General features: G+C 68.8%; 34 protein-coding genes. 4 read left to right on the forward strand and 30 right to left on the reverse strand.

Annotation, left to right across the window (positions count from 1 at the left end):
* Positions 1-112: 112 nt before the first annotated feature.
* The 18 genes from rplO to BN976_RS09265 form a co-directional block, all read right to left on the reverse strand.
* Positions 113-556 (reverse strand): 50S ribosomal protein L15, encoded by a 444-nt coding sequence (gene rplO / locus BN976_RS09180; protein WP_011778604.1) that lies wholly within the window; start codon positions 554-556, stop codon positions 113-115.
* A 2-nt stretch (positions 557-558) separates the two neighbouring features.
* Entirely contained in the window at positions 559-738 is a 180-nt protein-coding gene (rpmD, locus tag BN976_RS09185) for a 50S ribosomal protein L30 (RefSeq protein WP_003929541.1), read from the reverse strand.
* 3 nt (positions 739-741) lie between these two features.
* Positions 742-1,416, reverse strand: coding sequence for a 30S ribosomal protein S5 (gene rpsE, locus BN976_RS09190; RefSeq protein ID WP_083767336.1), 675 nt, complete (start codon positions 1,414-1,416; stop codon positions 742-744).
* A 34-nt stretch (positions 1,417-1,450) separates the two neighbouring features.
* The gene (rplR, locus tag BN976_RS09195; protein ID WP_011778602.1) at positions 1,451-1,864 is read right to left on the reverse strand and encodes a 50S ribosomal protein L18; all 414 of its coding nucleotides are present in this window, start codon (positions 1,862-1,864) and stop codon (positions 1,451-1,453) included.
* A 3-nt stretch (positions 1,865-1,867) separates the two neighbouring features.
* On the reverse strand, positions 1,868-2,407 hold the full coding sequence (gene rplF, locus BN976_RS09200; protein WP_011778601.1) for a 50S ribosomal protein L6: 540 nt from the start codon (positions 2,405-2,407) through the stop codon (positions 1,868-1,870).
* Between the two features lie 15 nt (positions 2,408-2,422).
* Entirely contained in the window at positions 2,423-2,821 is a 399-nt protein-coding gene (gene rpsH, locus BN976_RS09205; RefSeq protein WP_011778600.1) for a 30S ribosomal protein S8, read from the reverse strand.
* Between the two features lie 94 nt (positions 2,822-2,915).
* Entirely contained in the window at positions 2,916-3,101 is a 186-nt protein-coding gene (locus BN976_RS09210; protein ID WP_011778599.1) for a type Z 30S ribosomal protein S14, read from the reverse strand.
* A 4-nt stretch (positions 3,102-3,105) separates the two neighbouring features.
* Positions 3,106-3,672, reverse strand: a complete 567-nt coding sequence (rplE, locus tag BN976_RS09215) for a 50S ribosomal protein L5 (protein ID WP_011778598.1) — start codon at positions 3,670-3,672, stop codon at positions 3,106-3,108.
* 1 nt (position 3,673) lies between these two features.
* Positions 3,674-3,991, reverse strand: coding sequence for a 50S ribosomal protein L24 (gene rplX / locus BN976_RS09220; RefSeq protein WP_011778597.1), 318 nt, complete (start codon positions 3,989-3,991; stop codon positions 3,674-3,676).
* Entirely contained in the window at positions 3,992-4,360 is a 369-nt protein-coding gene (gene rplN / locus BN976_RS09225; protein ID WP_011778596.1) for a 50S ribosomal protein L14, read from the reverse strand.
* Positions 4,361-4,547: 187 nt separating this feature from the next.
* Complete coding sequence (locus tag BN976_RS09230) at positions 4,548-4,979, reverse strand: RidA family protein (RefSeq protein ID WP_036370494.1); 432 nt, start codon at positions 4,977-4,979, stop codon at positions 4,548-4,550.
* 31 nt (positions 4,980-5,010) lie between these two features.
* Positions 5,011-6,564: a gamma-glutamyltransferase family protein gene (locus BN976_RS09235; protein ID WP_036370087.1), complete on the reverse strand. Its 1,554-nt coding sequence runs from the start codon at positions 6,562-6,564 to the stop codon at positions 5,011-5,013.
* Positions 6,564-6,920 carry a Rieske (2Fe-2S) protein gene (locus BN976_RS09240; protein ID WP_011778593.1) on the reverse strand — a complete coding sequence of 119 codons (357 nt, stop codon included), beginning with the start codon at positions 6,918-6,920 and terminating at the stop codon, positions 6,564-6,566. The genes BN976_RS09235 and BN976_RS09240 overlap by 1 nt, the downstream gene beginning before the upstream one ends.
* A 19-nt stretch (positions 6,921-6,939) precedes the next feature.
* Complete coding sequence (locus BN976_RS09245) at positions 6,940-8,391, reverse strand: aldehyde dehydrogenase family protein (RefSeq protein WP_036370090.1); 1,452 nt, start codon at positions 8,389-8,391, stop codon at positions 6,940-6,942.
* The gene (locus tag BN976_RS09250; RefSeq protein WP_036370092.1) at positions 8,388-9,626 is read right to left on the reverse strand and encodes an NAD(P)/FAD-dependent oxidoreductase; all 1,239 of its coding nucleotides are present in this window, start codon (positions 9,624-9,626) and stop codon (positions 8,388-8,390) included. Before BN976_RS09250 ends, BN976_RS09245 begins: the two co-directional genes overlap by 4 nt.
* On the reverse strand, positions 9,623-9,949 hold the full coding sequence (locus tag BN976_RS09255; RefSeq protein ID WP_011778590.1) for a Rieske (2Fe-2S) protein: 327 nt from the start codon (positions 9,947-9,949) through the stop codon (positions 9,623-9,625). The genes BN976_RS09250 and BN976_RS09255 overlap by 4 nt, the downstream gene beginning before the upstream one ends.
* Positions 9,950-10,027: 78 nt before the next feature.
* Entirely contained in the window at positions 10,028-10,747 is a 720-nt protein-coding gene (locus BN976_RS09260; protein WP_011778589.1) for an iron-containing redox enzyme family protein, read from the reverse strand.
* A 172-nt stretch (positions 10,748-10,919) separates the two neighbouring features.
* The gene (locus BN976_RS09265; protein ID WP_011778588.1) at positions 10,920-11,372 is read right to left on the reverse strand and encodes a GlcG/HbpS family heme-binding protein; all 453 of its coding nucleotides are present in this window, start codon (positions 11,370-11,372) and stop codon (positions 10,920-10,922) included.
* Between the two features lie 185 nt (positions 11,373-11,557).
* Between BN976_RS09265 and BN976_RS09270 the strand changes: the two genes are divergently transcribed.
* Complete coding sequence (locus BN976_RS09270; protein ID WP_036370095.1) at positions 11,558-13,231, forward strand: PucR family transcriptional regulator; 1,674 nt, start codon at positions 11,558-11,560, stop codon at positions 13,229-13,231.
* Positions 13,232-13,241: 10 nt separating this feature from the next.
* Here the strand turns inward: BN976_RS09270 and BN976_RS09275 are convergent, their stop codons facing one another.
* A complete protein-coding gene (locus BN976_RS09275; RefSeq protein ID WP_036370097.1) occupies positions 13,242-14,615 on the reverse strand; it encodes an MFS transporter in 1,374 nt (457 codons plus the stop codon).
* A gap of 278 nt (positions 14,616-14,893) precedes the next feature.
* On the opposite strand from BN976_RS09275, the gene BN976_RS09280 reads away from it, so the two are divergent.
* Positions 14,894-16,441, forward strand: coding sequence for a hypothetical protein (locus tag BN976_RS09280; protein ID WP_011778585.1), 1,548 nt, complete (start codon positions 14,894-14,896; stop codon positions 16,439-16,441).
* Complete coding sequence (locus tag BN976_RS09285; RefSeq protein ID WP_036370100.1) at positions 16,441-17,133, forward strand: YoaK family protein; 693 nt, start codon at positions 16,441-16,443, stop codon at positions 17,131-17,133. Before BN976_RS09280 ends, BN976_RS09285 begins: the two co-directional genes overlap by 1 nt.
* Positions 17,134-17,148: 15 nt before the next feature.
* Here BN976_RS09285 and BN976_RS09290 read toward each other — a convergent pair whose 3' ends face one another.
* The 4 genes from BN976_RS09290 to BN976_RS09305 are packed head-to-tail and all read right to left on the reverse strand — an operon-like array spanning position 17,149 to position 21,724.
* Complete coding sequence (locus BN976_RS09290; RefSeq protein ID WP_036370101.1) at positions 17,149-18,021, reverse strand: formylglycine-generating enzyme family protein; 873 nt, start codon at positions 18,019-18,021, stop codon at positions 17,149-17,151.
* A 5-nt stretch (positions 18,022-18,026) separates the two neighbouring features.
* Positions 18,027-18,698 (reverse strand): hypothetical protein, encoded by a 672-nt coding sequence (locus BN976_RS09295; RefSeq protein WP_011778582.1) that lies wholly within the window; start codon positions 18,696-18,698, stop codon positions 18,027-18,029.
* 5 nt (positions 18,699-18,703) lie between these two features.
* Entirely contained in the window at positions 18,704-21,058 is a 2,355-nt protein-coding gene (locus BN976_RS09300) for an arylsulfatase (protein WP_011778581.1), read from the reverse strand.
* Positions 21,059-21,067: 9 nt separating this feature from the next.
* Complete coding sequence (locus BN976_RS09305) at positions 21,068-21,724, reverse strand: DUF2306 domain-containing protein (protein WP_036370103.1); 657 nt, start codon at positions 21,722-21,724, stop codon at positions 21,068-21,070.
* Between the two features lie 54 nt (positions 21,725-21,778).
* Here BN976_RS09305 and BN976_RS09310 point away from each other — a divergent pair, with 54 nt between their 5' ends.
* Complete coding sequence (locus BN976_RS09310) at positions 21,779-22,504, forward strand: TetR/AcrR family transcriptional regulator (protein WP_036370107.1); 726 nt, start codon at positions 21,779-21,781, stop codon at positions 22,502-22,504.
* Positions 22,505-22,582: 78 nt separating this feature from the next.
* Here BN976_RS09310 and rpsQ read toward each other — a convergent pair whose 3' ends face one another.
* From rpsQ to rplB, 7 genes are read right to left on the reverse strand one after another with little or no spacing between them, the layout of a single operon-like run.
* Positions 22,583-22,879, reverse strand: coding sequence for a 30S ribosomal protein S17 (gene rpsQ / locus BN976_RS09315; protein ID WP_011778578.1), 297 nt, complete (start codon positions 22,877-22,879; stop codon positions 22,583-22,585).
* Positions 22,879-23,112, reverse strand: coding sequence for a 50S ribosomal protein L29 (gene rpmC, locus BN976_RS09320; RefSeq protein ID WP_011778577.1), 234 nt, complete (start codon positions 23,110-23,112; stop codon positions 22,879-22,881). Before rpmC ends, rpsQ begins: the two co-directional genes overlap by 1 nt.
* Complete coding sequence (gene rplP, locus BN976_RS09325) at positions 23,112-23,528, reverse strand: 50S ribosomal protein L16 (RefSeq protein ID WP_011778576.1); 417 nt, start codon at positions 23,526-23,528, stop codon at positions 23,112-23,114. The genes rpmC and rplP overlap by 1 nt, the downstream gene beginning before the upstream one ends.
* A 2-nt stretch (positions 23,529-23,530) precedes the next feature.
* On the reverse strand, positions 23,531-24,373 hold the full coding sequence (gene rpsC / locus BN976_RS09330; protein WP_011778575.1) for a 30S ribosomal protein S3: 843 nt from the start codon (positions 24,371-24,373) through the stop codon (positions 23,531-23,533).
* Entirely contained in the window at positions 24,373-24,840 is a 468-nt protein-coding gene (gene rplV, locus BN976_RS09335; RefSeq protein ID WP_011778574.1) for a 50S ribosomal protein L22, read from the reverse strand. The genes rpsC and rplV overlap by 1 nt, the downstream gene beginning before the upstream one ends.
* A complete protein-coding gene (rpsS, locus tag BN976_RS09340; protein WP_003892827.1) occupies positions 24,841-25,122 on the reverse strand; it encodes a 30S ribosomal protein S19 in 282 nt (93 codons plus the stop codon).
* A gap of 11 nt (positions 25,123-25,133) precedes the next feature.
* Entirely contained in the window at positions 25,134-25,970 is an 837-nt protein-coding gene (gene rplB, locus BN976_RS09345) for a 50S ribosomal protein L2 (protein WP_036370108.1), read from the reverse strand.
* Positions 25,971-25,984: the final 14 nt, after the last annotated feature.

The raw sequence follows: 25,984 nt of genomic DNA on the forward strand, positions 1-25,984 counted from the left end.
ATCCCCCGGCGAAGTGTAATTCGTGATCGGCGTCCGCGCCGTTACGGGCGTTACACACCCGTAAACGCAGAAACCCCCGCCAAAGCGGGGGATTCCGTCGGACAAAGCCGAATTACAGCTCGGTGGCGGTGCCACCCGCGGCGGTAATCGCCTCACGGGCGCTGCCGCTGAACTTGTGCGCGGTCACGTCGACCTTGGCCGACAGCTTTCCGTCGCCGAGCACCTTGACCAGGACGTTCTTGCGAACCAGGCCCTTGGCCACCAGCTCGTCGACACCGACCGTGCCGCCCTCGGGGAACGCCTTGGCGATGTCGCCGACGTTGACCGGGGCGTACTCGGTGCGGAAGCGGTTACGGAAGCCCTTGAGCTTCGGCAGCCGCATGTGGATCGGCATCTGGCCACCCTCGAACGTCACCGGGACGTTCTTGCGGGCCTTGGTGCCCTTGGTGCCGCGACCGGCGGTCTTACCCTTGGAGCCTTCACCGCGACCCACCCGGGTCTTGGCCTTCTTCTCGCCCGGGGCGGGCCGAAGGTCGTGAAGCTTGATCGGATCCATGGTTAAACCTCCTCAACCGTGACGAGGTGGTGCACGGTCTTGATCAGACCGCGCGTCTGGGCGTTGTCCTCGCGGACCACGGACTGGCGGATCTTGCGCAGCCCGAGCGTCCGCAGCGACTCGCGCTGCTTCCAGCGTGCACCGATGGTGCTGCGCACCTGGGTGATCTTGAGCTCTGCCATGGTTTAAGCCGTTCCCTCACGCGCGGCGCTGGCGGCCAGGGCCTCCGCCTCACGGCGGGCCCGGAGCATGCCGGCGGGCGCTACATCCTCGATCGGCAGGCCACGGCGGGCCGCGACCTCTTCGGGACGCTGCAGCAGCTTCAGCGCGGCAACGGTGGCGTGCACCACGTTGATCGCGTTGTCGCTACCCAGCGACTTGGCCAGGACGTCGTGCACCCCGGCACATTCCAGCACCGCGCGGCAGGCGCCACCGGCGATGACACCGGTACCGGGGCTGGCCGGACGCAGCATGACCACTCCGGCCGCGGCCTCACCCTGGACGGGGTGGGTCACGGTGCCGCCGATCAGCGGAACCCGGAAGAAGTTCTTGCGTGCTTCCTCGACACCCTTGGCGATCGCGGCGGGAACCTCTTTGGCCTTGCCGTAACCGACACCGACCATACCCTTGCCGTCGCCGACGATCACCAGCGCGGTGAAGCTGAACCGGCGACCGCCCTTGACCACCTTGGAGACGCGGTTGATCGTGACGACCCGCTCCAGGTACTGGCTCTTCTCCCGGTCGTCGCGGCCACCACGGCCACCACGATCGTCGCGGCGGCCACGGCCACCGCGGTCACCCCTGCCGCCGTCGCGGCCGTCGCTCGACGGCCCGCCGGCTCCTACAGCCTGCTCGGCCATCATGCATTCCTTCCGTTATTGGTCAGGTATGACATCAGAACTTCAACCCGCCTTCGCGTGCGGCGTCCGCCAGCGCGGCGATCCGGCCGCCGTAGGTGTAGCCACCGCGGTCGAAGACGACCTCGTCGATGCCCGCCGCCTTGGCGCGCTCGGCGATCAGCTGACCGACCCGGGTGCTGGCGGCCTTCTTGTCGCCCTCGTGCGCACGCACGTCGGCCTCGATCGAGGACGCCGCGGCCAGCGTGACGCCTTCCAGATCGTCGACCAGCTGCACGTGGATGTGCCGCGCGGACCGGTTGACCACCAGACGCGGACGGTCGGCGGTGCCGGAGACCTTCTTGCGCAGGCGCGCATGCCGACGCAGCCGCGAGGTGCGTCGCGTCTCGGAGATGTTCTTGCCGACCGGGGTGTGCCCGGCGGCCTCTGTGGACTTGGTCTTGGTAGCCATCTACTACTTACCCGTCTTTCCGACCTTGCGACGGATCTGCTCGCCCTCGTAGCGGATCCCCTTGCCCTTGTAGGGATCGCTCTTGCGAAGACGGCGGATGTTCGCCGCGATCTGGCCGACCTTCTGCTTGTCGATACCGGAGATCGAGAACTTCGTGGGCGTCTCGACCGCGAAGGTGACGCCTTCGGGAGCGGTGATCAGCACCGGGTGGCTGTATCCGAGGGCGAACTCCAGGTTGCTGCCCTTGGCCACGACGCGGTAACCGACGCCGAAGATCTCCATCTTGGTGGTGTAGCCCTCGGTCACGCCGGTCACCAGGTTGGCGATCAGTGTGCGGGACAGGCCGTGCAACGAACGGTTGCGCCGCTCGTCGTTGGGCCGGGTGACCACGATCGCGCCGTCGTCATCGCGTGTGACCGCGATCGGCTCGGCGACGTCGAGGGTCAGCGTGCCCTTGGGGCCCTTGACGGACACGTTCTGTCCGTCGATCGTCACGTCGACCCCGCTCGGGACCGTGACCGGCTGCTTTCCAATGCGAGACATGTATCTAGCCCTCCCTCACCACACGTAGGCGAGGACTTCGCCGCCGACGCCCTCACGGGCGGCTTGGCGGTCGGTCCTCAGACCGGACGACGTGGAAATGATCGCCACACCGAGTCCGCCGAGAACCCGCGGCAGGTTGGTGGACTTCGCGTACACGCGCAGACCGGGCTTGGACACCCGGCGCAGGCCCGCGATGCTGCGTTCACGGCTCGGGCCGTACTTCAGCTGCACGACCAGGGACTTGCCCACCCGGGCGTCCTCGGTGCGGTAGTCGCTGATGTAGCCCTCTTTCTTGAGGATTTCGGCGATGTTGGCCTTGATCTTGCTGTGCGGCAAGGTCACTTCGTCGTGATACGCCGAATTGGCGTTGCGCAGACGCGTCAAGAAGTCTGCGATCGGATCCGTCATGGTCATGACAGCCGGTTCACCTTTCTCGCGGCGGTTCCCCTCCCGAAGATTCGGAACGGGCCTCCCGCAACATGTTTCGTAGTTGTGGTCTTAGCGGCTGTTACCAGCTGGACTTCTGCACACCCGGCAGTTCGCCGGCGTGCGCCATTTCACGAAGGCAGATCCGGCACAGGCCGAACTTGCGGAACACCGCATGCGGACGGCCGCAGCGGTTGCAGCGCGTGTAGCCGCGCACCTTGAACTTGGGCTTCTTGTTGGCCTTGTTGACCAGAGCCTTCTTTGCCATCTGCTCAGTTCTCCTTGAACGGGAAGCCGAGCGCCCGCAGCAGCGCACGTCCCTCGTCGTCGTTCGTCGCCGAGGTGACGACGGTGATGTCCATGCCGCGGGGCCGATCGATGCTGTCCACGTCGATCTCGTGGAACACCGACTGCTCGGTCAGCCCGAACGTGTAGTTGCCGGTGCCGTCGAACTGCTTGCCGCTGAGGCCGCGGAAGTCGCGGATACGGGGCAGCGAGATGGAGATCAAGCGGTCCAGGAACTCCCACATGCGGTCGCCGCGCAGCGTGACGCGCGCACCGATCGGCATGCCCTCGCGAAGCTTGAACTGCGCGATGGACTTACGGGCCCGGCGGATCTCCGGCTTCTGGCCGGTGATCAGCGCGAGGTCGTTGACCGCACCGTTGATCAGCTTGGCGTCACGGGCGGCGTCACCGACGCCCATGTTGACGACGACCTTGGTGACACCGGGGATCTGCATCACGTTGGCGTAGCCGAACTCCTTGAGCAGCTGGTCGCGGATCTCTTCGCGGTAGCGCTGCTTCAGGCGCGGCAGGGTCTTGGTCTCAGTGGTGGTCATGTCAGATGTCCTTGCCGTTGGACTTGGCGATGCGGACGTTCTTGCCGGTCTCATCGTCACGGCGGTAGCCGACGCGGGTCGGCTTGCCGTCGGAATCGAGCAGCATCACGTTGGACACCGAGATGGGCGCCTCCTGCGTGACGATGCCGCCGGAGGAAGCGCCGCGCTCGGTGCGCGACTCGGGGGTGTGCTTCTTGATCCGGTTCACGCCCTCGACGAGGACCTTGTTGCGGTCGGGGTAGGCCACCAGGACCTTGCCCTTGGCGCCCTTGTCCTTACCGGAGATGACGAGCACCGTGTCACCCTTGCGGACCTTCATCTACAACACCTCCGGGGCGAGCGAGACGATCTTCATGAACTTCTTCTCACGCAGCTCGCGGCCGACCGGCCCGAAGATGCGGGTGCCACGCGGGTCATTGTCGTTCTTGATGATGACCGCGGCGTTCTCGTCGAACTTGATGTAGCTGCCGTCGGCGCGACGGCGCTCCTTGGCGGTGCGCACGACGACGGCCTTGACCACGTCACCACGCTTGACGTTGCCGCCGGGGATGGCGTCCTTGACGGTCGCCACGATGACATCGCCGATGCCTGCGTAGCGCCGCGACGAGCCGCCGAGCACGCGGATGCACAAGATCTCCTTGGCGCCCGTGTTGTCGGCGACCTTGAGCCGCGATTCTTGCTGAATCACTAGATCTCCTCGACCTGGTTATTGAGTGCACGGCAGATACCGACCTGACGTGCGCGGTCTTTGTCACCCAAGAGCACGCGGGGTTTTCTCGCACGCGAGACAACCGAGGTCTGCCCTAGGCAACCCCCACATACTAGGTGAGCTCGCCGAATGCTCCAAATCGCTGCACTGCGGCGGTGGGGGCAGGTCAGGCCAGGCCGACGCTGAGGTCCACCTCGACGGGCGCCCCGGACGGCAGCGCCAACACCCCGATCGCGGATCGGGCGGGTAGTGCGGCCGCGCCGAGTGCGGCGGCCAGGGCCGCGGACGCGCCGTCGGCGACCGCGCTCAGCTCCCGGAATCCCGGCGCGCAGGCGATGTAGACGGTCATCCGCAGGCAGCGCAGACCTGCGGCTTCGGGCAGCACCGACCGCACCGCAGCCAGCGCGTTGCCCGCCGCCATCGCCGCGGCGGCGCGGGCCTGGTCCACCGACAGGGTGTCGCCCACCACCCCGGAGACGACGAGGACTCCGTCGCGCCGCGGAGTCATGCCCGCCGAGTGCGCGACGTCGCCGTGGCGCACGGCGGGCACATAGTCGCCCTGCGGCGGGGGTGCACAGTCGCCCTGCGGCGGGGACACATCGCCGCCCCGCGGCGGCGGTGCCGTCCACTCAGTCGACACCGAGCGCGACACCTTCCTGACGTGGATCGGCGGCGCCGGCCAGCACACCGCGCTCGTCGACGGAGATGAGCTGGGCGCTGCCACCCCCGCCGAGCGCGGGCTGGTCCACCACCCGATGGCCCGCCGCGGCCAGTTGGCGGCGCACCCCGGCGGGGAGAGACTGTTCGACGCGCAGCTCGTCGGGCGAGCCGACGACGTCGGCGTCCGAACCGGGGAAGACGGTGAACCGGGGCGCCGACACCGCCTCTGCGGGATCGAGACCGTGGTCGAGGACGTGCGAGAGCAGCTGCATGTTCCACTGCACCTGCCCGTCACCGCCGGGCGTGTTGCCGACGTGCAGCAGCGCGCCGGCGTCGTCGGTGACCACCCAGGCGTTGAGGGTGTGCAGCGGCTTGCGGCGCGGCGCCACCTCGTTGGGGTGGCCGGGGATCAGGTAGGCGCCGCGGGCCAGCCGGTTGTTGAGGATCACCCCGGTGCCGGGCACGGTGAACTTGGCACCGAAGGTGAACGCCAGCGAGTGGATGAAGCTGACCGCCCGGCCTTCGGCGTCGACCACCACGGTCGAGGTGGTGTCCCCGGCCCGGACCTCGACTGGGCCGCGCGCTTCGGTGCCACAGTCCAGGTCGCGCCGCTGGGCCTCGATCCGGTCCGGCGTCAGCACATACCGGGACCCGTCATTGTCGCTGGCGCACAACGCAAGTCGGTCGGCGAACGTCAGCCGGGCAGCCCGGGCCAGCCGATCGATCGCCTCGGCCGACAGCCAGCCGGAGAACCCGACGACGCCGTCGCACAACGCCGCCTGTTGCAGCACCATCCAGCCGGGCGTGGGCAGTGGGGTCTGATGCACCACCGCGCCGGCGTAGCGGCCGGTGATCGCGGGTTCGGGGTTCACCTCGGCGCCTGCGGCCCATTCGTCGCCGCTGAACGGCGCGCCGCCGGCCTGCAACGCCGCCACCGCCCGCTGCGCGAACTCGCCGGTGTAGAAGCCTTCCGGGTCGCGCGCCAGCCGCCGGATCGTGGCCGCGAGCTCCGGTTGCGGCACCCGGCTGCCGACCGCAGGTGCGCTGTCGCCCAGTGCCGTGACGACATCGCCTGCGGTGCGCGCCGAACACGGCAGGCCGTCGCCTGCGATCCGGGCGGCCGGCTCCCACAGCTGCTCCAGCGCCCTGGTGGCGCCACCGAGGTGCAGCGCGCGCAGCGCCGCGACGGCGCCCGGCACCGCGACGGCCAGCGGACCGTCCAGCGGAATGCTCGAAAGACCCTGGGCGGCATAGAATTCCGGCGTCCCGCCGTCGGGGCCGTACCCGGAGCCGTTGACGGTCCACACCCGCCCGTCCGGTTCGCGGACGACGGCGAACGCGTCGCCGCCGATCCCGCACTGCCCCGGCAGGGTGAGCCAGGTCAGCGCCGCCATCGCCAGCGTGGCGTCGATCGCGTTGCCGCCGTCGGCGAGAACCCGCGCTCCGGCCAGACTGGCGGCCGGATGGCTGCTGCTGACCATGGCATTCGCCGACAACGCGGGCGGCCGCTGGGCGGTCGCCATCAGAGCACCCTGCGGGCGCGGCGGGCAGGCCCGACGGGCGTCTCCCCCGGCTCCACCCCGACGAAGATCTCCCCGTCCCGTTCTTCGCACGGGAACGTCTTGATGGGTTCGGTGGCGGGCGGGCTGATGGGCTCGCCGGTCTCCAGGTCGAACGCGCTGCCGTGGCAGGAGCAGCCGATGCCGTCGTCGCGCAGTTTGCCCGACGACAACAGGCAGTCCAGGTGGGTGCAGTAGTTCGACGTCGCGTACGCCTTACCTTTCAACCGGGCCACGGCGAACTCGTGCTCGCCGGCGTAGAACCGCCGCACGATACCCTCGGGAACCTGGCCCGACCTGGCTACACGAACGAATTCCATTGTCACACTCCGTATTTCTTCAGAAGCCAGGGTTGAGGTAGACGGTCTTCTCGGTCAGGTAGAACTCCATCATGGACGCGCCGGCCTGCTCCTTGAACGTCGTCGTCGACGATGCCTTGTAGCCGCCGAACGGCGCGTTCATCGCCATTCCGGTGGTGGGCTGGTTGATCTTGACCAGCCCGGTCCTGGACTCGCGGGCGAACTGCGCAGCGGTGGCCAGGTCCCCTGTGACGATCGCGGCCGAGAGCCCGAACTCGGTGGCGTTGGCCAGTTCGATCGCCTCGGTCAGCGAGCCCGCCCGTTGAAACGCCAGCAGCGGCCCGAACACTTCCTCGCTGACGATGCGCATGGTGGGTTCGGTGTCGGTGAACACCGCGGGCCGGACGAAGAAGCCGCCCGCGTGGCCGGGAACGTCCAGCCGGGTGCCGCCGCAGCGCAGCGAGGCGCCCTCGTCGACGCCGACGCCGACATAGTGGGCGAACTTCTCCGCCTGCGCTGCGCTGGCCAGCGCCCCCATGTCGATGCCGGGCTGGGCGCCGGGGCCGACCCGCAGCGCTTCGGCGCGGGCGACGACCCGCTCGACGAGCCCGTCGTGGGTGGAGTCGGTGGCGATCACCCGGCTGGTGCCGGTGCAGGCCTGGCCGGACAGCCCGAAGGCGCCCTTGACGATCAGCGCGGCGGCCCGGTCGAGGTCGGCGTCGTCGGCCACCACGACCGGGTTCTTGCCGCCCATCTCCAGCTGCACGCGGCGGTGCGGGCCGACGGCGCGGTGGATCGACCGGCCGACAGCGGTGGACCCGGTGAAGGTCACCGCGGCGACGCGCTCGTCGGCGGCCACCGCCGCACCCGCCACCCCGTCGCCGTGGACCAGGGCCAGCACGCCGGGCGGCAGCCCACCGGCGAGCAGCGCCTCGACCAGACGCTGCCCCATCAGCGGGGTGAGCTCGGAGGGTTTGAACAGCACGGGGTCGCCGACGGCCAACGCCGGTCCCAGCTTCCGGGACGGGATGTTCAACGGGAAGTTCCACGGCGTGATCGCTCCGACGATTCCCACCGGTTCGCGCACCGTGTACACCATGGTGTCGCCCGCGGCCGGGAACGTCATCCCCGCCGCGCGGGTGGCCTCGGCCGCGTAGAACCGCAGGTTCGACGGGGTGCGGGTGACCTCCATGGTGGCCTCGGCGACGGTCTTGCCCTCTTCGCGCACCAACTCGGCGATCAACGCTTCGCTGCGCGACTCCAGTTGTGCGGCAGCAGATTCCAGGATCGACGCACGCCGCTCGGGTGCCGTCGCCGCCCACTCCGGTGCCGCCTTCTCCAGGGCGTCGACCGCGTTGCGGACGTCGTCGGCGTCGGAGGCGGGGAACGTGCCGATCACGTCGGCCGGGTCGGCGGGGTTGGCCCGGGTGAAGGTCCGTCCGGACTGGGCGGGCACCCAGGCGCCGCCGATGTAGTTCAGGCCCTCGATCATGCCCGCACCTGCTCGTCCTCGTCGGCGTAGACCAGGTCCCACAGGTCGGTGTCCTCGTCGAGCAGGGCCGCGGCGTCGACCCCGCGGCCCAGCAGCTCGCGCGCCGCCGTCACGTCCTCCCCGCGGTCGATGGCGAAGGCACCGCAGACGGTGTCGTTCTCCAGATAGAAACCGGTGAAGTCGAATTCGTCACGGTTGCCCCGGATCACCGGGGTTCCGCTCGCCGTCCCGACGAACTGGATGTTGCGCCCGTACTGGTCGGACCAGAACCACAGCGGATCGTCGGAGGGCGCCTCACGGCCCAGCATCGCGTTGGCCACCGCGACGCCCTGCCTGCTGGCGTTGTCGAAATGCTCGAGCCGCAGGTGCCTGCCGGCGCGCGGCGAGTAGCGCCGGGCGGCGTCGCCGGCCGCGAACACCCCGGGTACCGCGGTGCGGCCCAACGCGTCCACCACGATCCCTTCGTCGACCCGCAGCCCGGACGCTGCTGCGACGGCCGTGTTCGGGATGATGCCGATGCCGACGACCACCGCGTCGGCTTCCAGAGGTGCTGCGGCACCGGCAATGTCGATCACCACCCCGTCAGCGGTGGTACGCACACCTGCCAGCTGCACGCCGGCGCGGATGTCCACGCCGTTGTCGCGGTGCAGCCGGCACACCGCCTCACCCATGGCCGGGCCGACCACCCGGGCCAGCGGCACGGGGACCGCCTCGAGCACGGTGACCTCGACGCCGGCCGCCGCCGCGGTGGCGGCGATCTCCAGGCCGATGAAGCCGGCCCCGATGATCGCCAGGCGCCGGCCCGGCGTCAGCACCGGCGCCAGCCGGGCGGCGTCGTCGAGCGTGCGCAGATAGTGCACCAGGTCGGGCCGTGGGCCGTCGACCGGGAGCCGCCGGGGGGCGCCGCCGGTGGCGAACAGCACCGAGTCGGCCTGCAGCCCGGCACCGCCCGAGAACTCGACGGCGCGCGCGGCGGCGTCGACACGGACCACGGTGGTGTCGGTGATGATCTCGACGTCGTTGTCCTGCAACCACTTCGGAGGCAGGATCCACAACCCTTCCTCGTTCTCGGTGCCTGCGAGGAACTCCTTGGACAGCGGCGGACGCTGGTAGGGCGGGTGCGGTTCGTCGCCGATCAGCACGATGCGGCCGTCGAATCCGTGCCTACGCAGGTTGCGTGCGGCCACCGCCGCGGTCTGGCCCGCTCCGACGGTGACGAAGGTGCGACGACTCATGCGCTCGCCTCCTCTGTCTTGACGTAGACGGTGCCGTCGTCGTCGACGCGCACCGGATAGGTGGGTTGGCAGCGATCCTGGTCGGCCTCGTAACCGGTCTCCAGGTCGAACTGCCACTGGTGGCCCGGGCAGATCACCTTGCCGTGCAGCAGCGTGCCCTTGAACAGTGAACGGTCCTGGTGCACACACACATCGGCGAATGCGTACACCCGGCCCTCGGACTGGAACAGGGCGATGGCCAGGCCGTCGACCTCGACGCGCAGCTTGCGGCGCCGGCCCAGCTCCTTGGCCGTGGCGACCGCGGTCCACTCAGTGGTCTTCAACTTTCCCTCAACCCTTCTGCGATTTCGGCGTGATTCCGCACGCTGGGCGGTCGGAATCACGCCGAAACCGCTCGGACCTCAGACTGCGGCCGGCTCCAGCTCGGGCGCGACGTAGGTGTCGTAGAGCCCCTTGGTGTAGGAGAAGCGCATCTCGGCGCCCCACCGGACCATCTGCAGGCAGCGCTGCTGCAGCTGCGGGGTGTCGGCGTGGTCGAGCACGATCTGGTAGCCGCGCTCCCCGTGCACGACGTCGGAGGTGATGTGCAGGTCGAAGAACTCGATCTCGTCCTCGGTGAACTTGTACACCTCGCGCAGCGGCACGATCTGCTTCATGTAGATGCTGGGTACCTGGGACTCCAGGCCCACCACCAGCGCCGCGGTGGCCACCACGAAGTGCTCGCGCTGCGACACCGCATAGCACCACGACTGCAGGCCGCGGGTGATCGCGTTCATGTTGTCGGGGTCTTCGATGCGCTCCTTGGTGGTGCCGCAGGCTTCACCGAACTTGATCAGCAGATCTGTGTGGCGGATGTCGGCCAGCTCCTCCTCGTACATGTTCTGGAGCGTGAAATCCTTTGCCCCGGTGAAGTTGTCGGGGGTATTGGAGTAGATGTTGGCCAGATAGTCGGCGAACGGGCCCACGTAGTGGTAGTGGTTCTCGGCCCAACGGGCGAAGTGGTGCCGCTGCAGGCGGCCCTCGGCCCAGGCCTGGGAGAAGGAGGCGTTCTTGGCCTCACGCCCCTTGATGGCGTTCTCCAGCTCCGTGCGGAACTCGTCACGTCCCAGCAGTTCGGTCATGAAATCGGTCCTTTCGATACATCACGGTGGTTGTCGGTAGACGGGGGCTGCAGGTCGACGCTTCGATGCGAATTGCGCACTGCACCAGCGACGTTAACCAGCGCCGCGGGGCGGTGACCATGGACAACATCACCGGCTTCGGCCGGCCGACGGGTCATGGTGCACAGCACGATCAGCGACCGGCGACCGCGGCGGTCAGCGCGTCGAACTCGGCGAGGATGGCGGCGCCCACAGCCTTGTCCTGGGCACCGTTGCCGCCGCTGATGCCGACGCCGCCGACGATCTGCCCGTTGAAGACCAGCGGGAACCCGCCGACGAAGATCGCGAACTTGCCCGGGAGCATGTGGCTGATGCCGAAGGCCTCGTTTCCGGGCAGCGCCGGGCCGTCGGGAGCCTCGTTGAACAGATGGGTGGCCCGCTCGTGGCCGGCGGCGGTGAACGCCTTGGCGATCGAGATATCGACGCCGGTCAACCGTGCTCCCGGAAGACGGTGCAGGGCAAGGACGTTGCCGCCGTCGTCACAGATACACAGGGTCTGCTTGACGCCGATCTCCTCTGCTTTGGCCCGGCCCGCCGCCAGCAGGGGCAGGGCGTCGTCGAGGGTGATCCGGTAGATCTGGTGCATGTCGGGACTGGCTCCTGTGAGTTGGTCGGTCTGCCTGCACCAGATGTCTACCGGGGGCCGCCCACCGAAGCTCTGGTCAATATGTCCCCATTCCGCGCCGCAACAGGGTCAAACTGCACATAGTGTGGAGGTGGCGTGGGTGCGATCGTTGCGGCACAGCGGCCGGAGACCGAAGCGGGTGAGAGATGGCACCAGTGGGACATGACGACGATCGGATGACGGTCGCCGGACTGCTCGACGAATCCCTGATGTCGGGCGCCCACGTGCTCACCGGCGCCGATCGTCTCGACCAGCAAGTGCATTGGGTGCTACCGCTTTCCGAGGTGATGTCGCGGCACGACGCGCTGGACGGGGTCGCGGTGTACACCCGCCCCGAGGCGTTGCTGGGCAACGGCGGCACGTTGGCGCCGCTGGCCGCGCGCGGCGCCACCGCACTGCTGGTCGACGGCACCGTTCCCGCCGACTTCCCCACCGGCGCGGTGCCCGCGGACATGGTGGTGGTCGAGATGGCGTTCCCGGTCGGGTTCGCCGCACTCAACCGGCTGCTCGCCGAGCGCGCGCTGAGCCAGGAGGTGCACGCCATGCGCTACGCCACGCATGTGCACGCCTCACTGGCCGGGCTGTTCCACCGCGGCGCCGGACTCCAGTTGCTGGTGCGCGAGGTGTCCAACCTGGCGCGCAACCCCGCGATGGCGCTCGACGCCCGCGGCAACGTGGTGGCACACAACGGGTTCACGGCGGAGACCGCCGCTGCGCTGACCGAATCCATCCTGCCGCTGCTGACCGCCGATCTGCCTGCAGCGGCCCGACTTTCGGCCCATCACGACACCAGGGTGGAGCGGTTCGGGGCGCCCGGCGGAGGCGTGTGGACGGTGATCTCCACCGCTATCCGGCTCGGTAAAGCCTTCGAGGGCTGGGTTCTGGTCGTGGTGCCGTCGGCCGAGCCCGGCGGGCACGACCTGGCCCGTCACATCGTCGTCACCGAACAGGCCACGGCCATCATCGGTTCGGAGATGCTCAGACAGCACAGCGTGGACGAGGCAGAGGAGAGGGCCCGCGGCGATTTCGTCCAGGCGCTGGTGCACGGGCACTTCTCCAGCGAGCACGACATGCGGGCCCGCGCCGACTACCACGAGATCGACATCGACTCGGTGTTCGGCGTGTTCGTCGCACCGGGCGCCGTCCCCCGCGGAGTGGACAACCCCGCCGCGAGCATGGTCAGGCTGGCGCGGTACGCGGCCAACGTGGCACCCGATCCCGCGGTGCGCTCCTATGTGACCGTCCTCGGCGACGTGCTGGTCGTCGTCCGGTCGTTGCGGGGTGCCGACGACACCGCGATGCGCAAGGAGATGACGCGCTACGCCGAGGCGATGGCCGACGAACTGCAGAACCGGCGCGGAACACCGGCGGCGGTCGCCTACAGCCGGCCTGCGCGGGGCGCCCAGGAGGTCGCGGGCAGCTACCGCGAGGCCCGCATCGCGCTGGGCATCGCACGCCGCCTGGGACACACCGGCGCGGTGTCATACCAGGACCTGCGCAGTTTCACCGTGCTCGCCGACGTCGCCGACACCGACCAGAGCCGGGCACTGGTCGCCGACGTGCTGGGACCGCTGCGCTCGGCGCCCGACCTGCTGGACTTCCTCATCGGCTACCTGGCCCACGGCGGCAACGTCAACGCCACCGCCCGCGCACTCAACGTGCACCGCAACACCATGCTGACCAAGCTCGACCGGGTGTCACGCGCCACCGGGCTCGACATCCGACTCCCCGACAACCAGTTCACCGTGTGGCTGGCGATCCGGCTCGACATGCTCACCGAGGTGCACGCCGCCGTCGACCGCGAGGCGAAATTCCGCTGAGCGCGGCCCGCTACCGGGCCGGCGCCGGGTCGGGCCCCACGAACGACCCGAGCAGCCCCAGCACGGCGACACCACCGACGACGAGGAACACCGCCGAATATCCTGTCGCGGCACCGAAGGCGGCGAGCGCGATCGCGACCCAGGCCGCGCCCATCGCCGAACCGCTGAACCGGATCAGGTTGTACAACCCCAGGCCGGTGCCCTGCGCGCCCGCCGGCGATCGGGTGGCGCCGGTAGCGGCGGGGGTCTGGACGAACGCGATCCCGATGCCGACCACCACCAGGATCGCGGTCAGACCCGCCAGCCCGTGGACGCGGTCGGCGATCCGGCCACCGACCGCCACGGCCAGACCCACCTGACCCGCGGCCATCAGCAACAGGCCGGTGCGCAATACCCGGCGCGGCCCGATGCGGTCCAGATACCGCCCCACCAACGGACCCAGCACCGTCATCGACGCCGGGACGGCCAGCAGCACCAGCCCCGCCACCGAACCGGACCGCCCGTGGTCCACCAGATACAGCGGCACCGCCAGCAGGGTCGCGCCGAGACCGAACATGAACGCGAACGCCGCGAGGGTGCTTCGGGCGAACCGCGATTCGGCCACCAGCCGCACGTCGACGAACGGCTCCGGCGTCCGCAGGCAGTGCCAGACGAAGAACGCCAGCACCACGACCGCCACCGCGATCGCGGACAGCACCGCGACGGACACGCCGAGCCGCGGTATCAGCGCCACCCCGAGGATCAGCAGACCCGAGCCGACGGTCAGCGCGGTGGCCCCGACGGCGTCGAAGCTCATCCGGGTCCCCGGATAGCGCGGAATGTGCCGCAGGGTGCCGATCAGCCCCGCCAACGCGACCGGCACCAGGGGCACGAACACCCAGCGCCATCCCCAGGCGTCGGCGATGAACCCGCCCATCGTCGGCCCGATCGCCTGCCCGATCCCGTTCACCGACGCCCACGCGCCGACGGCCCGTCCGCGCCGCTCCCCGGCGAACAGCCAGGTGAGCAGCCCCATCACGGCGGGCCCGAGCGCCGAGGCCGCCAGCCCGCCCAGGCACCGCCACAGGATCAGCAACTCCAGGGTGGGCGCGGTGGCCGCACCGATCGCGCACAGCGCGGTCCCGATCATCGACGCGCAGTAGACGCGCCGACGACCGATCCGGTCCCCGATCCAGCCGACCACCGGCATGGTGGCGGTGAAGGTGAGCAGAAACCCGACCACGATGAACACACCGCTCTCCAGCGGCGCGTCGAAGTCGGCCAGGATCGCCGGCATCGGCACGTTGACGACGTTGTTGCTGATCGTGCCGACGAGTGTCCCGGAGAGCAGCGCGGCCAGCGCCAACGGTGTGCCGCCGTCATCGCCGCGGTGTGTGTCAGTCATTTCCGGCCAGCCTCTCACTCAAGGCCGCCGAAGGTGACCGCCCCCGGTGGGTCAAGGTGCACAGCGCACGGCGGGCGGCGACACCAACGTGCACAACGGCGCAGATGTTTACGTCAACGAAACGCCGGGACACGTGGCCGACAACGGCGGAGCATATTGCACAGAGGGGAGGCCACAGCGTTGTGCACTCTGTGCGTTGACCCACGCCCGCAACGCGCCGAGCATTCCCCCCAATCAAACTGCACAGCCCACGAGCAGTTGTGAGCGAAAGACGGTCGATGGACATTCATCTGAGCGCGGCGCACTGGGTCTATCTCGCCGGCATTGTCGTCATTCTCGTGACGATGGCGCTGCGCAAGAACATCGTCGTTCCCGCGGTCGTCGCGACATTGCTGACGGCGTGGGTGTTCTCGGGGAGCATCGTGACCGGCCTGTCGTCGATCTTCAACGCCAGCCTGGTCGCCGCGGACGAGCTGTTCAACATCTTCCTGATCATCGCGCTGGTCACCGCGATGCTCGGCGCGCTTCGCGAGATGGGCGCCGACCGCCTGATGGTGACCCCGTTCCGGCGGGTGATGCGGGCCGGCACAAGCAGTTTCGTGGTGCTGGCGATCGTCACCTACGTCATCTCGCTGTTCTTCTGGCCGACACCGGCGGTGCCGCTGGTCGGCGCGGTGCTCATCCCGGTCGCGATCCGCGCGGGGTTGAGCCCGATGTCGGTCGGGATGGTGGTCGCCATCGCAGGCCAGGGCATGGCGCTGTCGTCGGACTACATCATCAAGGTCGCCCCCGGAATCTCGGCCACCGCCGCAGGAGTCGACGCCGACGGTGTGGCCGACAAGTCGCTGGTGCTCTCGCTGATCGTGGGCGGCGTGGCGCTGGGCATCACCTACGTCACCCAGCGCCGGACATGGCGCACGCCGTCGCCGGAGCTGCTCGTCGCCTGGGAGAACAAGGCCGACAAGCTCGGCGCGCCCGACGACGACACCGCTGCCGGCGACGAATTCGGCGGCACCCGCCCGGCGCCGGACCCCGCTCCGGCTCCTGTCGCCGGCGGGGCCCCGACGGCGACGATGGTGCTCGACACCTCCTCGATCGAGGTTGCTGATTCGCCGAAGACCTTGTCCGCCAAGACTTTCGCGGTGCTCGTCCCGACCGCGTACCTGGTCTTCATCGTGTACATGCTGCTGGGGAAGTTCACCACCGCGGTGCCTCCGCTGAAGGGCGGTGACGCGGCGGGCATCGTGGGCGGAATCGCCGCGATGCTGCTGTTCGCCGCGTGCCTGACCAACGACAAACGGGCATGCCTGGAGAGCTCCTCGCGCCACATCGTCGACGGACTGGTCTTCGCGTTCAAGGCCATGGGCATCGTGCTTCCGATCGCCGGCTTCTTCTTCATCGGCAACGGCGACTTCTCCGCCCGCATCCTCGGGATGCCCGAGGATGCCACCGGGCCCGCACTGCTCTTCGACCTCATCAACGCGGGGCTCTCGCACGTCGCGCCGAACGCATTCGTGGTCGCCTTCACCGTGCTGTTCGTCGGTCTCATCGCCGGCCTTGAGGGTTCCGGGTTCAGCGGGCTGCCGCTGACCGGGTCGCTGTCGGGGGCACTGGGCTCCGCCGCGGGCATGGATCCGTCGACGCTGGCCGCCATCGGCCAGATGGGCAACATCTGGTCCGGCGGCGGGACGCTGGTGGCGTGGTCGTCGCTGGTCGCGGTGGCCGGTTTCGCCCGGGTGCCGGTGCTCACCCTGGCACGCAAGTGCTTCCTGCCCGTGATGGCCGGACTGGTGCTGTCCACCCTGTTCGCCATCATCGCCTTTTGATGGCCGACGCTCCCGCCGACCGGGCGCTGGCCGCGACCGTCGCGCTGACGTTCGTCACCGGCGTCGTCGACGCGGTCGGCTTCCTGGGCCTGGACCGGGTGTTCACCGGCAACATGACCGGCAACATCGTGATCCTCGGCATGGGTGTCGCCGGCGCCGACGAACTGCCGGTGCTGGGTCCGGCGGTCGCGCTGGGCGCGTTCACGGCCGCGGCGTACCTCGCCGGACTGGTGTTGCGCGGTCCCGGCGGCGCCCGCCAACCGGGCTGGCAGCACCGGGTGACGGTGCTGCTCACGCTGGGCGCGGCGACCTTGACGGTGCTGACGGTGGTCGCCGTCGTCACCGGCAGGCATCCCGAGCCCGTCGTGCAGATCCCGATGGCCGCCGCCACCGCGGCGGTGATGGGCTCCCAGGCGATGGTCGCGCGCGCCGTCGCCGTCGCCGACATGACCACCGTCGTCGTCACCTCGACGTTGGCCTCGCTGGCCGGGGAGACGTGGACGCGCGGTGGCCGGGGCGCAGTGGCCAACCGGCGCCTGGCCGCCATCGTGGTGATCTTCGCCGGCGCCGTCGTAGGTGCACTGCTGATGCGGATCCACATCGCCGTGCCCTTCGGGCTGGCCGCCGCGACGACCGCGGCCGTCGCCCTCCTCGGCCATCTGCGGCTGTCGCCGCCGGTCCGGTCGCGGTAGGTAGCAGCGGGACGGTCAGACCGCGCAGCGGAAGCCGATGTGGGTGGTCGCGCTGTCCTGGGACTGGGGTGACCGGGCCGACGGTCGGTAGCGGTGGCAGTACTCCGGCGCGCACAGGTGCGAACCGCCCTTGAGCGCCTGGGTCACGGCAGGATCCGGGCCCGCCTGGGGGCAACACGAGTTCACCGGTGCGTCGAGCACGTGGTGCCCGGCGAATCTCGTCGTCGTCCACTCCCACACGTTGCCGATCATGTCGACCAGCCCGTAGGCGTTGGCCGGGAACGTACCGACCGGCGACGTTCCCGCCCAGCCCAGCGCGCCGTCGTTGCGGTACGGGAACGCGCCCTGCCAGGTGTTGGCCATCAGCGCTCCGCCGGGAACAGCCTCGTCTCCCCAGGCGTACACCGCGGTCGAGCCTGCGCGGGCGGCGAATTCCCACTCCGCCTCGGTCGGCAGCCGCCGCCCCGCCCACCGGGCGTACGCCGCGGCGTCGGCGTAACAGACCTGCACGACGGGGTGGTCGGGTTTGTCGTCGACGGAGCTGCCCGGGCCGGACGGGTGCCGCCAGTCCGCGCCCGGCACCCACTCCCACCACTGCCGCCAGTCCGTCAGATCGACCGGTCCCGCGGTGGGCCGGAACACGAGTGCACCGGGAACCAGATCCTGCGGTGCGGCACCGGGATACAGCGCCGGGTCCGGGGCCAGCTCGGCGACGGTGCGGTACCCGGTGTCGGCGACGAACGAGGCGAACTGTGCGTTGGTGACGGGGTGCCGCTCGATGGCGTACGGGGCGACGGTGACGGTGTGGACCGGCGCCTCTTCCGGATAGAACCGTGTCGAGCCCATCCGGAATGACCCGCCGTCGAGGGCGACGAGCTCGGTCAACATGTCGTTCAGGGTAGGCCGACCTCGAAGTCCTGCGTCACGTGCGCGGCGGCATCGGCGAAGCCGGGGGCACCCGACGGCGCCTGCACATGGATCGCGATCAGATGGTCACCGTTGCCGGTGGGCACCTGCACGAGCCGGTCCTCGTACTCGATGGAGTCGCCCCCGTCGGACAGCATTCCCATCAGCCGCTGCCCGCTGAAGCCGCACATGTCGGCGGGCAGCATGCTGACGGTGCTCATGACCGAGCCGGCGGTGAGGTCGTCGACGTACTCGCGGAACGTCGCCTCCGGATCGAGCGAGGTCGCGGTGATCGTGACCTCGGCCCACATCCCGTCGGGCCCCTCGAGCCGGGCGCCGACATCTCCGGTACCGGACGTCATCGCCCACCCGTCGGGGACCGCGACGGTCGCAGTCGGAGCTCCCGGGTCGGTGACCCGCGCGACGGTGCGCAGTGAGGGCAGCACCGCAGGAACACAGAAAGGACCGGCAGGCGGCGGCGATCCCGTGGTCGGCACGACGCCGGGCAACGGGTCGGGTGACGCGCTCGGGACCGTCGTCGGCGTGGCCTGCACAGCAGCGGGCTGACTCGGATCCGCCACCGGCACACCGTCACTGACCCGCGAACACGCGGCGACGGCGAGCGCGGCACACGCCCACAGGATCACGGAGCGGTTCACCGCCGTCAGTCCCTGGCGAACGCCCGCGCGAACTCGCGCTCCAGATCGAGATACGGGGCGCCGGAGACGTCGATGTTGACCCGGGCGATGGTTCCCCCGGTGAACGGGTACGGCGCCTGATAGGCCTGCGACACCGGCGACCCACTGTTGCGGCCCACGCTCAAGGTCGCCCCCGCGAGTCCGAAAGTACCCGGGTGGACCCGCATTTCGGCCAGTGACGCCACCTGGGCGCTGTCGATGAACAGCGCGGCGTCACCTACCGGGGTGTGGCTGCCCTCGGCGGTTCCGGTGAGGGTGAACGTGAACCCGAGCGTGTGCAGACCGGCGCTCACCGGGTCCGCTGAGGCCAGCGTCTGCTCGTACTCGCCGAGGAAGTTGTAGCAGAAGTGCAGCCGCCCGCCCTGCACGTACATCACGTATCCACCGTGTGCCCCACCGTGTTTGACCACTACACCGTCGGCGCCGTCCGGGTCGACGGCGACCTCGGCGAGCACCGCGAAGGAGCGGCCACGCAGCTCCACGACGGCACCCATACCGACGTCGGCCGTACCCGGGTAGTAGGCGTACGAATTACGTTCCCCGGTCAGGTAGGGCCGCCACCGCGTGATGGTCTCCAGGATGTCGAGGTCCCCCAACGGAAGACCGTTGTACTTCGCCGCCTCGGCGAACCACAGCGCCTTGAGCTCCTCGACCTTGTCCGGGTGTTCGGCGGCCAGATCGTGGCACTGGCTGCGGTCGGCCTCGATGTGGAACAGCTCCCAGCGGTCGTCGTCGAAATGCGACCATCCGGAGGGTGAGGCCGCGTGCACGGCACTGGCGAACCACCCCTTGTGCCAGATCCCCCGGGTACCGAGCATGGTGTAGAACTGGGTCTCTTTGCCGGTCGGCGCCGTCGGATTGTCCAGGGCCACCTTGAAACTGACACCGTCCATCGGCTTCTGCGCCACGCCGCGCACCGTGGCGGGAGGCGTGATGTCGAGCAGGTCGAACACCGTCGGGGTGATGTCGCAGACGTTGACGTAGTTGTCGCGCACCTCACCGTGGGCGGCAATGCCGTTGGGCCACGAGATGATTGCGGTGTCGGCGATGCCGCCTTCATGAGACGCGTAGCGCTTGAACAACTTGTACGGGGTGTTGAACGCCATCGCCCAGCCGATCGGGTAATGGTTGTAGGTCTGGGTGCCACCGAGCTCGTCGAAGGCCTTCAGGCTCTCTTCGACCGAGTCGATGTAGCCGTTGAAGAACTTGACCTCGTTCACCGAACCGTTGGGCCCACCCTCCCCGCTGGCGCCGTTGTCGGAGATCACCACGATGATGGTGTTGTCGAGTTGGCCCGATTCGTCGAGATAGTCCAGGACACGCCCGATCTGGGCATCGGTGTAGGAGAGGAACCCGGCGAACACCTCGGCCATCCTGGCGAAAAGGCGCTTCTCCTCCTCGCTCAACGAATCCCACGGCCGCACCGTGTCCTGCGCCGGCCACTCCTGCCCGTCGGGGCCCTTGACGTCCAGATACGGGTTCACCGGCGAGAGTTCGGTCTCGGGCGGGACGATGCCGAGACGCTTCTGGTTCTCCAGCACGATCTCGCGGTAGCGCTCATAGCCCATGTCGAAGACCCCGGAATAGCGGTCCGCCCACTCCTTGAAGACGTGATGGGGCGCGTGCCCCGCGCCGGGACACACGTAGGAGAACCACGGTTTGTCGGGCGCGATGACCTTCGAGTCGCGGATGAACTCGATGGTCTTGTCCGCGAGATCCTTCGACAGGTGGTAGCCCTCTTCCGGGCCGGCAGGCGGCGGGACGGGATGGTTGTCGTAGACCAGGTCGGGATACCACTGATCGGTTTCGCCGCCCATGAATCCGTAGAACCGCTCGAAGCCACGCGACAGCGGCCAGTGCCGCTTCGTCGCCGCGAGGTTGGACTCCTCCAGCGGGGTCAGATGCCACTTGCCGACGCAGTAAGTGTTGTAACCGTTCTCGGCCAGCACCTCGGAGATCAGGGCGGTGTCGAACGGGATTCGGCCGCTGCAATTCGGGAAGCCGTCGGTGAACTCCTCGATGGTTGCCATTCCGACCGTGGTGGCGTTTCGGCCGGTCAGCAGCGACGCCCTGGTCGGTGAGCACAACGCGGTGGTGTGAAACTGCGAAAGCCGCACTCCTCGTTCGGCAATGCGGCTCATTGCGGGCATGTTGACCAACCCGCCGAAACAGTCCCAGGTGGCGATGCCGATGTCGTCCCAGACCAGATAGAGGACGTTGGGCGCGTCCGGTTGTGCAGTCGGGGCAGCGAACGGCCCCCAGTCCGGTTCGGAATCCCGGATGTCTACCGCGATCTTGCCGTTGAACTCCGTCGTCGCCACGCCCGGAGACTACACCGCAGGCATGCCCGTCGGCCCCGGAACCGCCGACGACCGCGCTCGTCGACGGCCGAGCCGCCAGTGCACCACAGCCAGCGGAATCGTCCAGCCCAGCCACCCGCCGAGGCCCGCCACCAAGTGCAGGTAGCCTTCCTCGTCGCCGCTGAAGACGTTGTGCTGCAAGGGCATCAGCACCACGAACAGCACCGGGGACCAGACCCTGTTGGTGATCACCGACAGCGCGAGCGTGGCGCTGTAGATCATGGCGCGCCGATGCTCATCGAAGTTGCGCCGGCGTACGGACAGATATCCGTTGACGGTGAACCACAGCCACAGCGACGCCAGAATCGCGTTGCTGACGGCCAGCACGGTGCCGAACGGCGTCGCCACCCCGATCACCAACGCACACAATGCCGCCGGTATCGCCGCGCAGCAGTAGAGCCGGCCGACCCGTCGGTGCACCGCCGGGCGCTTCAACCGCAGCCCGGGCCAGATCTGAAGAACCGCCGCCGGCATCGCCACGCCGGCGAGCGCGACGTGGACCACCAGAAGCGGATAGTGCCATTCGAAGGTCGACGGCACGCGCGTCCCGCCCGTCAGATACGGCGGAAGCGACCACGCGAGGAAGGCGACCGAGATCAGCGCGAGAACCCGCCATGCGTATGGCATACCCGTTAGCGTATGTCATACGCACACGGCTGTACAGCCGTTAGGCTTGATCGAATGACGAACGAGGAGGAGCGCGAGACGCCGCCACTGCCCCGGGCACTGGAGGTCCTCTGGCGCGACCGGGCCGGCGGCGGACGCGCCCGCCGCCTGAGCCGGCAGCGCATCGTCGAGGCAGCGATCGAACTTGCAGACCGGGACGGCCTCGGCGCGCTGTCGATGGCGCGCCTGGCGGAGCGACTCGGTTGCGGCACCATGTCGCTGTACCGGCACGTCGCCAACAAGGACGAACTCGTGACGTTCATGGTGTCCGCAGCTCCCGGTCACCCCCCGGGCACGACGGATCGCGCGGACTGGCGTCACGCCCTCACGGATTGGGCCGTGGGCCTGTGGGACGTCTACCACCGTCACCCGTGGATCCTGCACGCCACGGTCATCGGCCCGCCCGCCGATCCCGGGCAACTGGCGTGGCTCGATGCCGGCCTCGCCGCCCTGAGCGGCACCGGACTGTCCGAGCGCGACAAGCTGGCCGCCGTCATGGCGCTCCTGCATTTCGTCCGCGGCGCCTCCGCTCTCGACATCGAGGCCGCAGACCACCACGACACCGCGCCGGACTACCCCGCACTGCTGCGGCGTCTGGTCACCGGCGAGCGGTTCCCCGCACTGGCAGCGGCACTGCAGGCCGAGGCGTTCGATGCGGACGGCGACCGGCTCGCGGACTTCCGTTCCGGCCTGGATCAATTCCTCGACGGCATCGACTCCAGGGTGCGCAGATCCCGCTGAGCCGGCGACACCATGACGAAACCCCCGCACGCCGACCGGCGTGCGGGGGTTTCGTCGACAACGGCCGGAGCCGTTGTGCTACTTGGCCTTTTCGAGAACCTCGACGAGGCGCCAGCGCTTGGTGGCCGACGTCGGGCGGGTCTCCATCAGCGACACGCGGTCGCCGACACCGGCGTCCTCGTTCTCGTCGTGGGCCTTGACCTTCGTGGTGGTCCGGATGATCTTGCCGTAGAGCGGGTGGCTCTTACGGGACTCCAGTTCGACCACGATGGTCTTCTGCATCTTGTCCGAGACGACATAGCCGATGGCGGTCTTGCGACGGCCGCGCGGCTTCTCGGTGCGCGGGGTGTACTTGGCACCCTTGGTGTCTGCCATTACGAATCCTCACCTCCGGGTCCGGCGGCCAGACCCAACTCACGTTCACGCAGCACGGTGTACAGCCGCGCGATCTCCTGCCGGACCACGCGCAGCCGGCGGTTGTTGGCAAGCTGGCCGGTCGCCATCTGGAAGCGCAGGTTGAACAGCTCTTCCTTGGACTCGCGGAGCTTGTCGGTCAGTTCTTCGTCGGTGAGCTCGCGCAGTTCGCCGGTCGTGGTTCCGACTGCCATCAGAACTGCTCCTCTCTTGTGACGATGCGTGCCTTGATCGGCAGCTTGTGGATCGCACGAGTCAGCGCTTCCCTGGCGATCTTCTCGTCCGGGTAGCTCAGCTCGAACAGGACACGGCCGGGCTTGACGTTGGCGACCCACCACTCCGGCGAACCCTTGCCGGAACCCATGCGGGTCTCGGCGGGCTTCTTGGTCAGCGGGCGGTCCGGGAAGATGTTGATCCACACCTTGCCGCCACGCTTGATGTGCCGGTTGATGGCGATACGGGCCGACTCGATCTGCCGGTTGGTGACGTAGGCATGGCCGAGGGCCTGGATGCCGTAGTCACCGAAGCTGACCGAGGTCCCGCCGCTGGCGATGCCACGCTGCTTCGGGTGGTGCTGCTTGCGGTGCTTGACCTTGCGGGGAATAAGCATGACTAGCTCTCCGTAGTTTCCGGCTGCCCTGCAGAAGGCGCAGTGGCGGCAGCTTCGGTAGCGGGCGCTTCCACTGTGCCTTCGCTGGCGGCTCTGCCTGCGTCGGTGCTCGTCGCGGTGGTGCCCGACGCGCCGCTGCGGCGGGGACGGGTGCCCGACGGACGGTCACGACGCGGACGGTCGGCGGCCGGCGCCGCGGCGGTCAGCTCACGCTTGCCACCGACGATGTCGCCCTTGTAGATCCACACCTTCACACCGATCCGGCCGAAAGTGGTCTTGGCCTCGTAGAGGCCGTAGTCGATGTCGGCGCGCAGCGTGTGCAGCGGCACCCGACCCTCACGGTAGAACTCCGAGCGGCTCATCTCGGCGCCGCCGAGGCGGCCCGAGCACTGCACGCGGATGCCCTTGACGTTGGGCTGGCGCATCGCCGACTGGATCGCCTTGCGCATCGCGCGGCGGAACGCCACACGGTTGCTCAGCTGCTCGGCGACACCCTGGGCGACCAACTGAGCCACCGACTCGGGGTTCTTCACCTCGAGGATGTTGAGCTGGACCTGCTTCTTGGTCAGCTTCTCCAGGTCGGCACGGATGCGGTCGGCCTCGGTCCCGCGGCGACCGATGACGATGCCGGGGCGCGCGGTGTGGATGTCCACGCGCACGCGGTCACGGGTGCGCTCGATCTCCACGTCCGCGATGCCGGCGCGCTCCAGGCCGGTGGCCAGCAGCTTGCGGATCGCGACATCTTCCTTGATGTAGTCGGCGTACTGCTTGTCGGCGTACCAACGGGACTTCCATTCGGTGGTGATGCCGAGACGGAAGCCGTGGGGATTGATCTTCTGGCCCACTACTCCGAGCCCTCCTTCGAATCGGTGGCCTTCTTCGTAGCGGCCTTGCTGGCCTGCGCCCGACGTGCACGCGCGGCACTGGCCGAAGCGCCCTGCTTACCGGCCTTCTTGGGCGGCCGGCTCTCGACGATCACGGTGATGTGGCTGGTGCGCTTGCGGATCCGGTAGGCACGTCCCTGCGCGCGCGGCCGGATGCGCTTGGCGGTCGGGCCCTCGTCGGCGTGGATGGTGGCGACCACCAGGCTCGTCGGGTCCAGGCCCTCGTTGTTCTGCGCGTTGGCGGCGGCGCTGGCGATCACCTTGGCGACCGGCTCGCTGGCCGACTGCGGGGCCCACCGCAGGATGTCGAGGGCTTCCTCGACGCTCTTGCCGCGGACCAGGTCGATGACACGGCGCGCCTTGGTGGCCGAGATGCGCACGAAGCGCGCCTTCGCCATCGCCGACGGATATTCAATCGCTGTAGTCATTTAGCGCCTCTTGGACTTCCGGTCGTCCTTGATGTGACCCTTGAAGGTCCGGGTGGGGGCGAACTCGCCCAGCTTGTGCCCGACCATCGCCTCGGTGACGAACACCGGGACATGCTTGCGACCGTCGTGGACGGCGAAGGTGTGCCCGATGAAGTCCGGGATGATGGTCGACCGACGGGACCAGGTCTTGATGACCTGCTTGGTGTTCTTCTCGTTCTGGACGTCGACCTTCTTGAGCAGATGGTCGTCGACGAACGGGCCCTTCTTCAGGCTGCGTGGCATCGCTTTACTCCCTAGCGCTTCTTGCCGGTGCGCCGGCGACGGACGATGAGTTTGTCGCTCGCCTTCTTCGGCTTGCGGGTGCGGCCCTCGGGCTTACCCCACGGGCTCACCGGGTGGCGGCCACCGGAGGTCTTACCCTCACCACCGCCGTGCGGGTGGTCGACCGGGTTCATCACGACACCACGGACCGTGGGGCGCTTCCCCTTCCAGCGCATACGGCCGGCCTTGCCCCAGTTGATGTTGGCCTGCTCGGCGTTGCCGACCTCGCCGACCGTCGCGCGGCAGCGCACGTCGACGCGGCGGATCTCACCCGAGGGCATACGCAGGGAGGCGTAGCTGCCTTCCTTGCCGAGCAGCTGGATGCTCGAGCCGGCCGAGCGGGCCAGCTTGGCGCCGCCACCGGGCCGCAGCTCCACGGCGTGGATCACGGTACCGGCCGGGATGTTGCGCAGCGGCAGGTTGTTACCGGGCTTGATGTCGGCGTTCGGACCCGACTCCACCACGTCGCCCTGCGAAAGTCCCTGCGGCGCAATGATGTAGCGCTTCTCGCCGTCCAGGAAGTGCAGCAGCGCGATGTTCGCGGTGCGGTTCGGGTCGTACTCGATGTGCGCGACCTTGGCGTTGACGCCGTCCTTGTCGTTGCGACGGAAGTCGATCACGCGGTAGGCGCGCTTGTGGCCACCGCCCTTGTGCCGGGTGGTGATTCGGCCGTGCGCGTTACGCCCGCCCGTGCCGTGCAGCGGACGGATCAGCGACTTCTCCGGAGTCGAGCGAGTGATCTCGGCGAAATCGGAGACGCTGGCACCGCGGCGACCGGGGGTCGTCGGCTTGTACTTGCGAATTCCCATGTTCTAGTCCTGAG

Origin of the sequence: Mycolicibacterium austroafricanum (assembly GCF_000612725.1) — a bacterium.
In the GTDB taxonomy this organism is placed as follows: Bacteria; Actinomycetota; Actinomycetes; order Mycobacteriales; family Mycobacteriaceae; genus Mycobacterium; species Mycobacterium austroafricanum.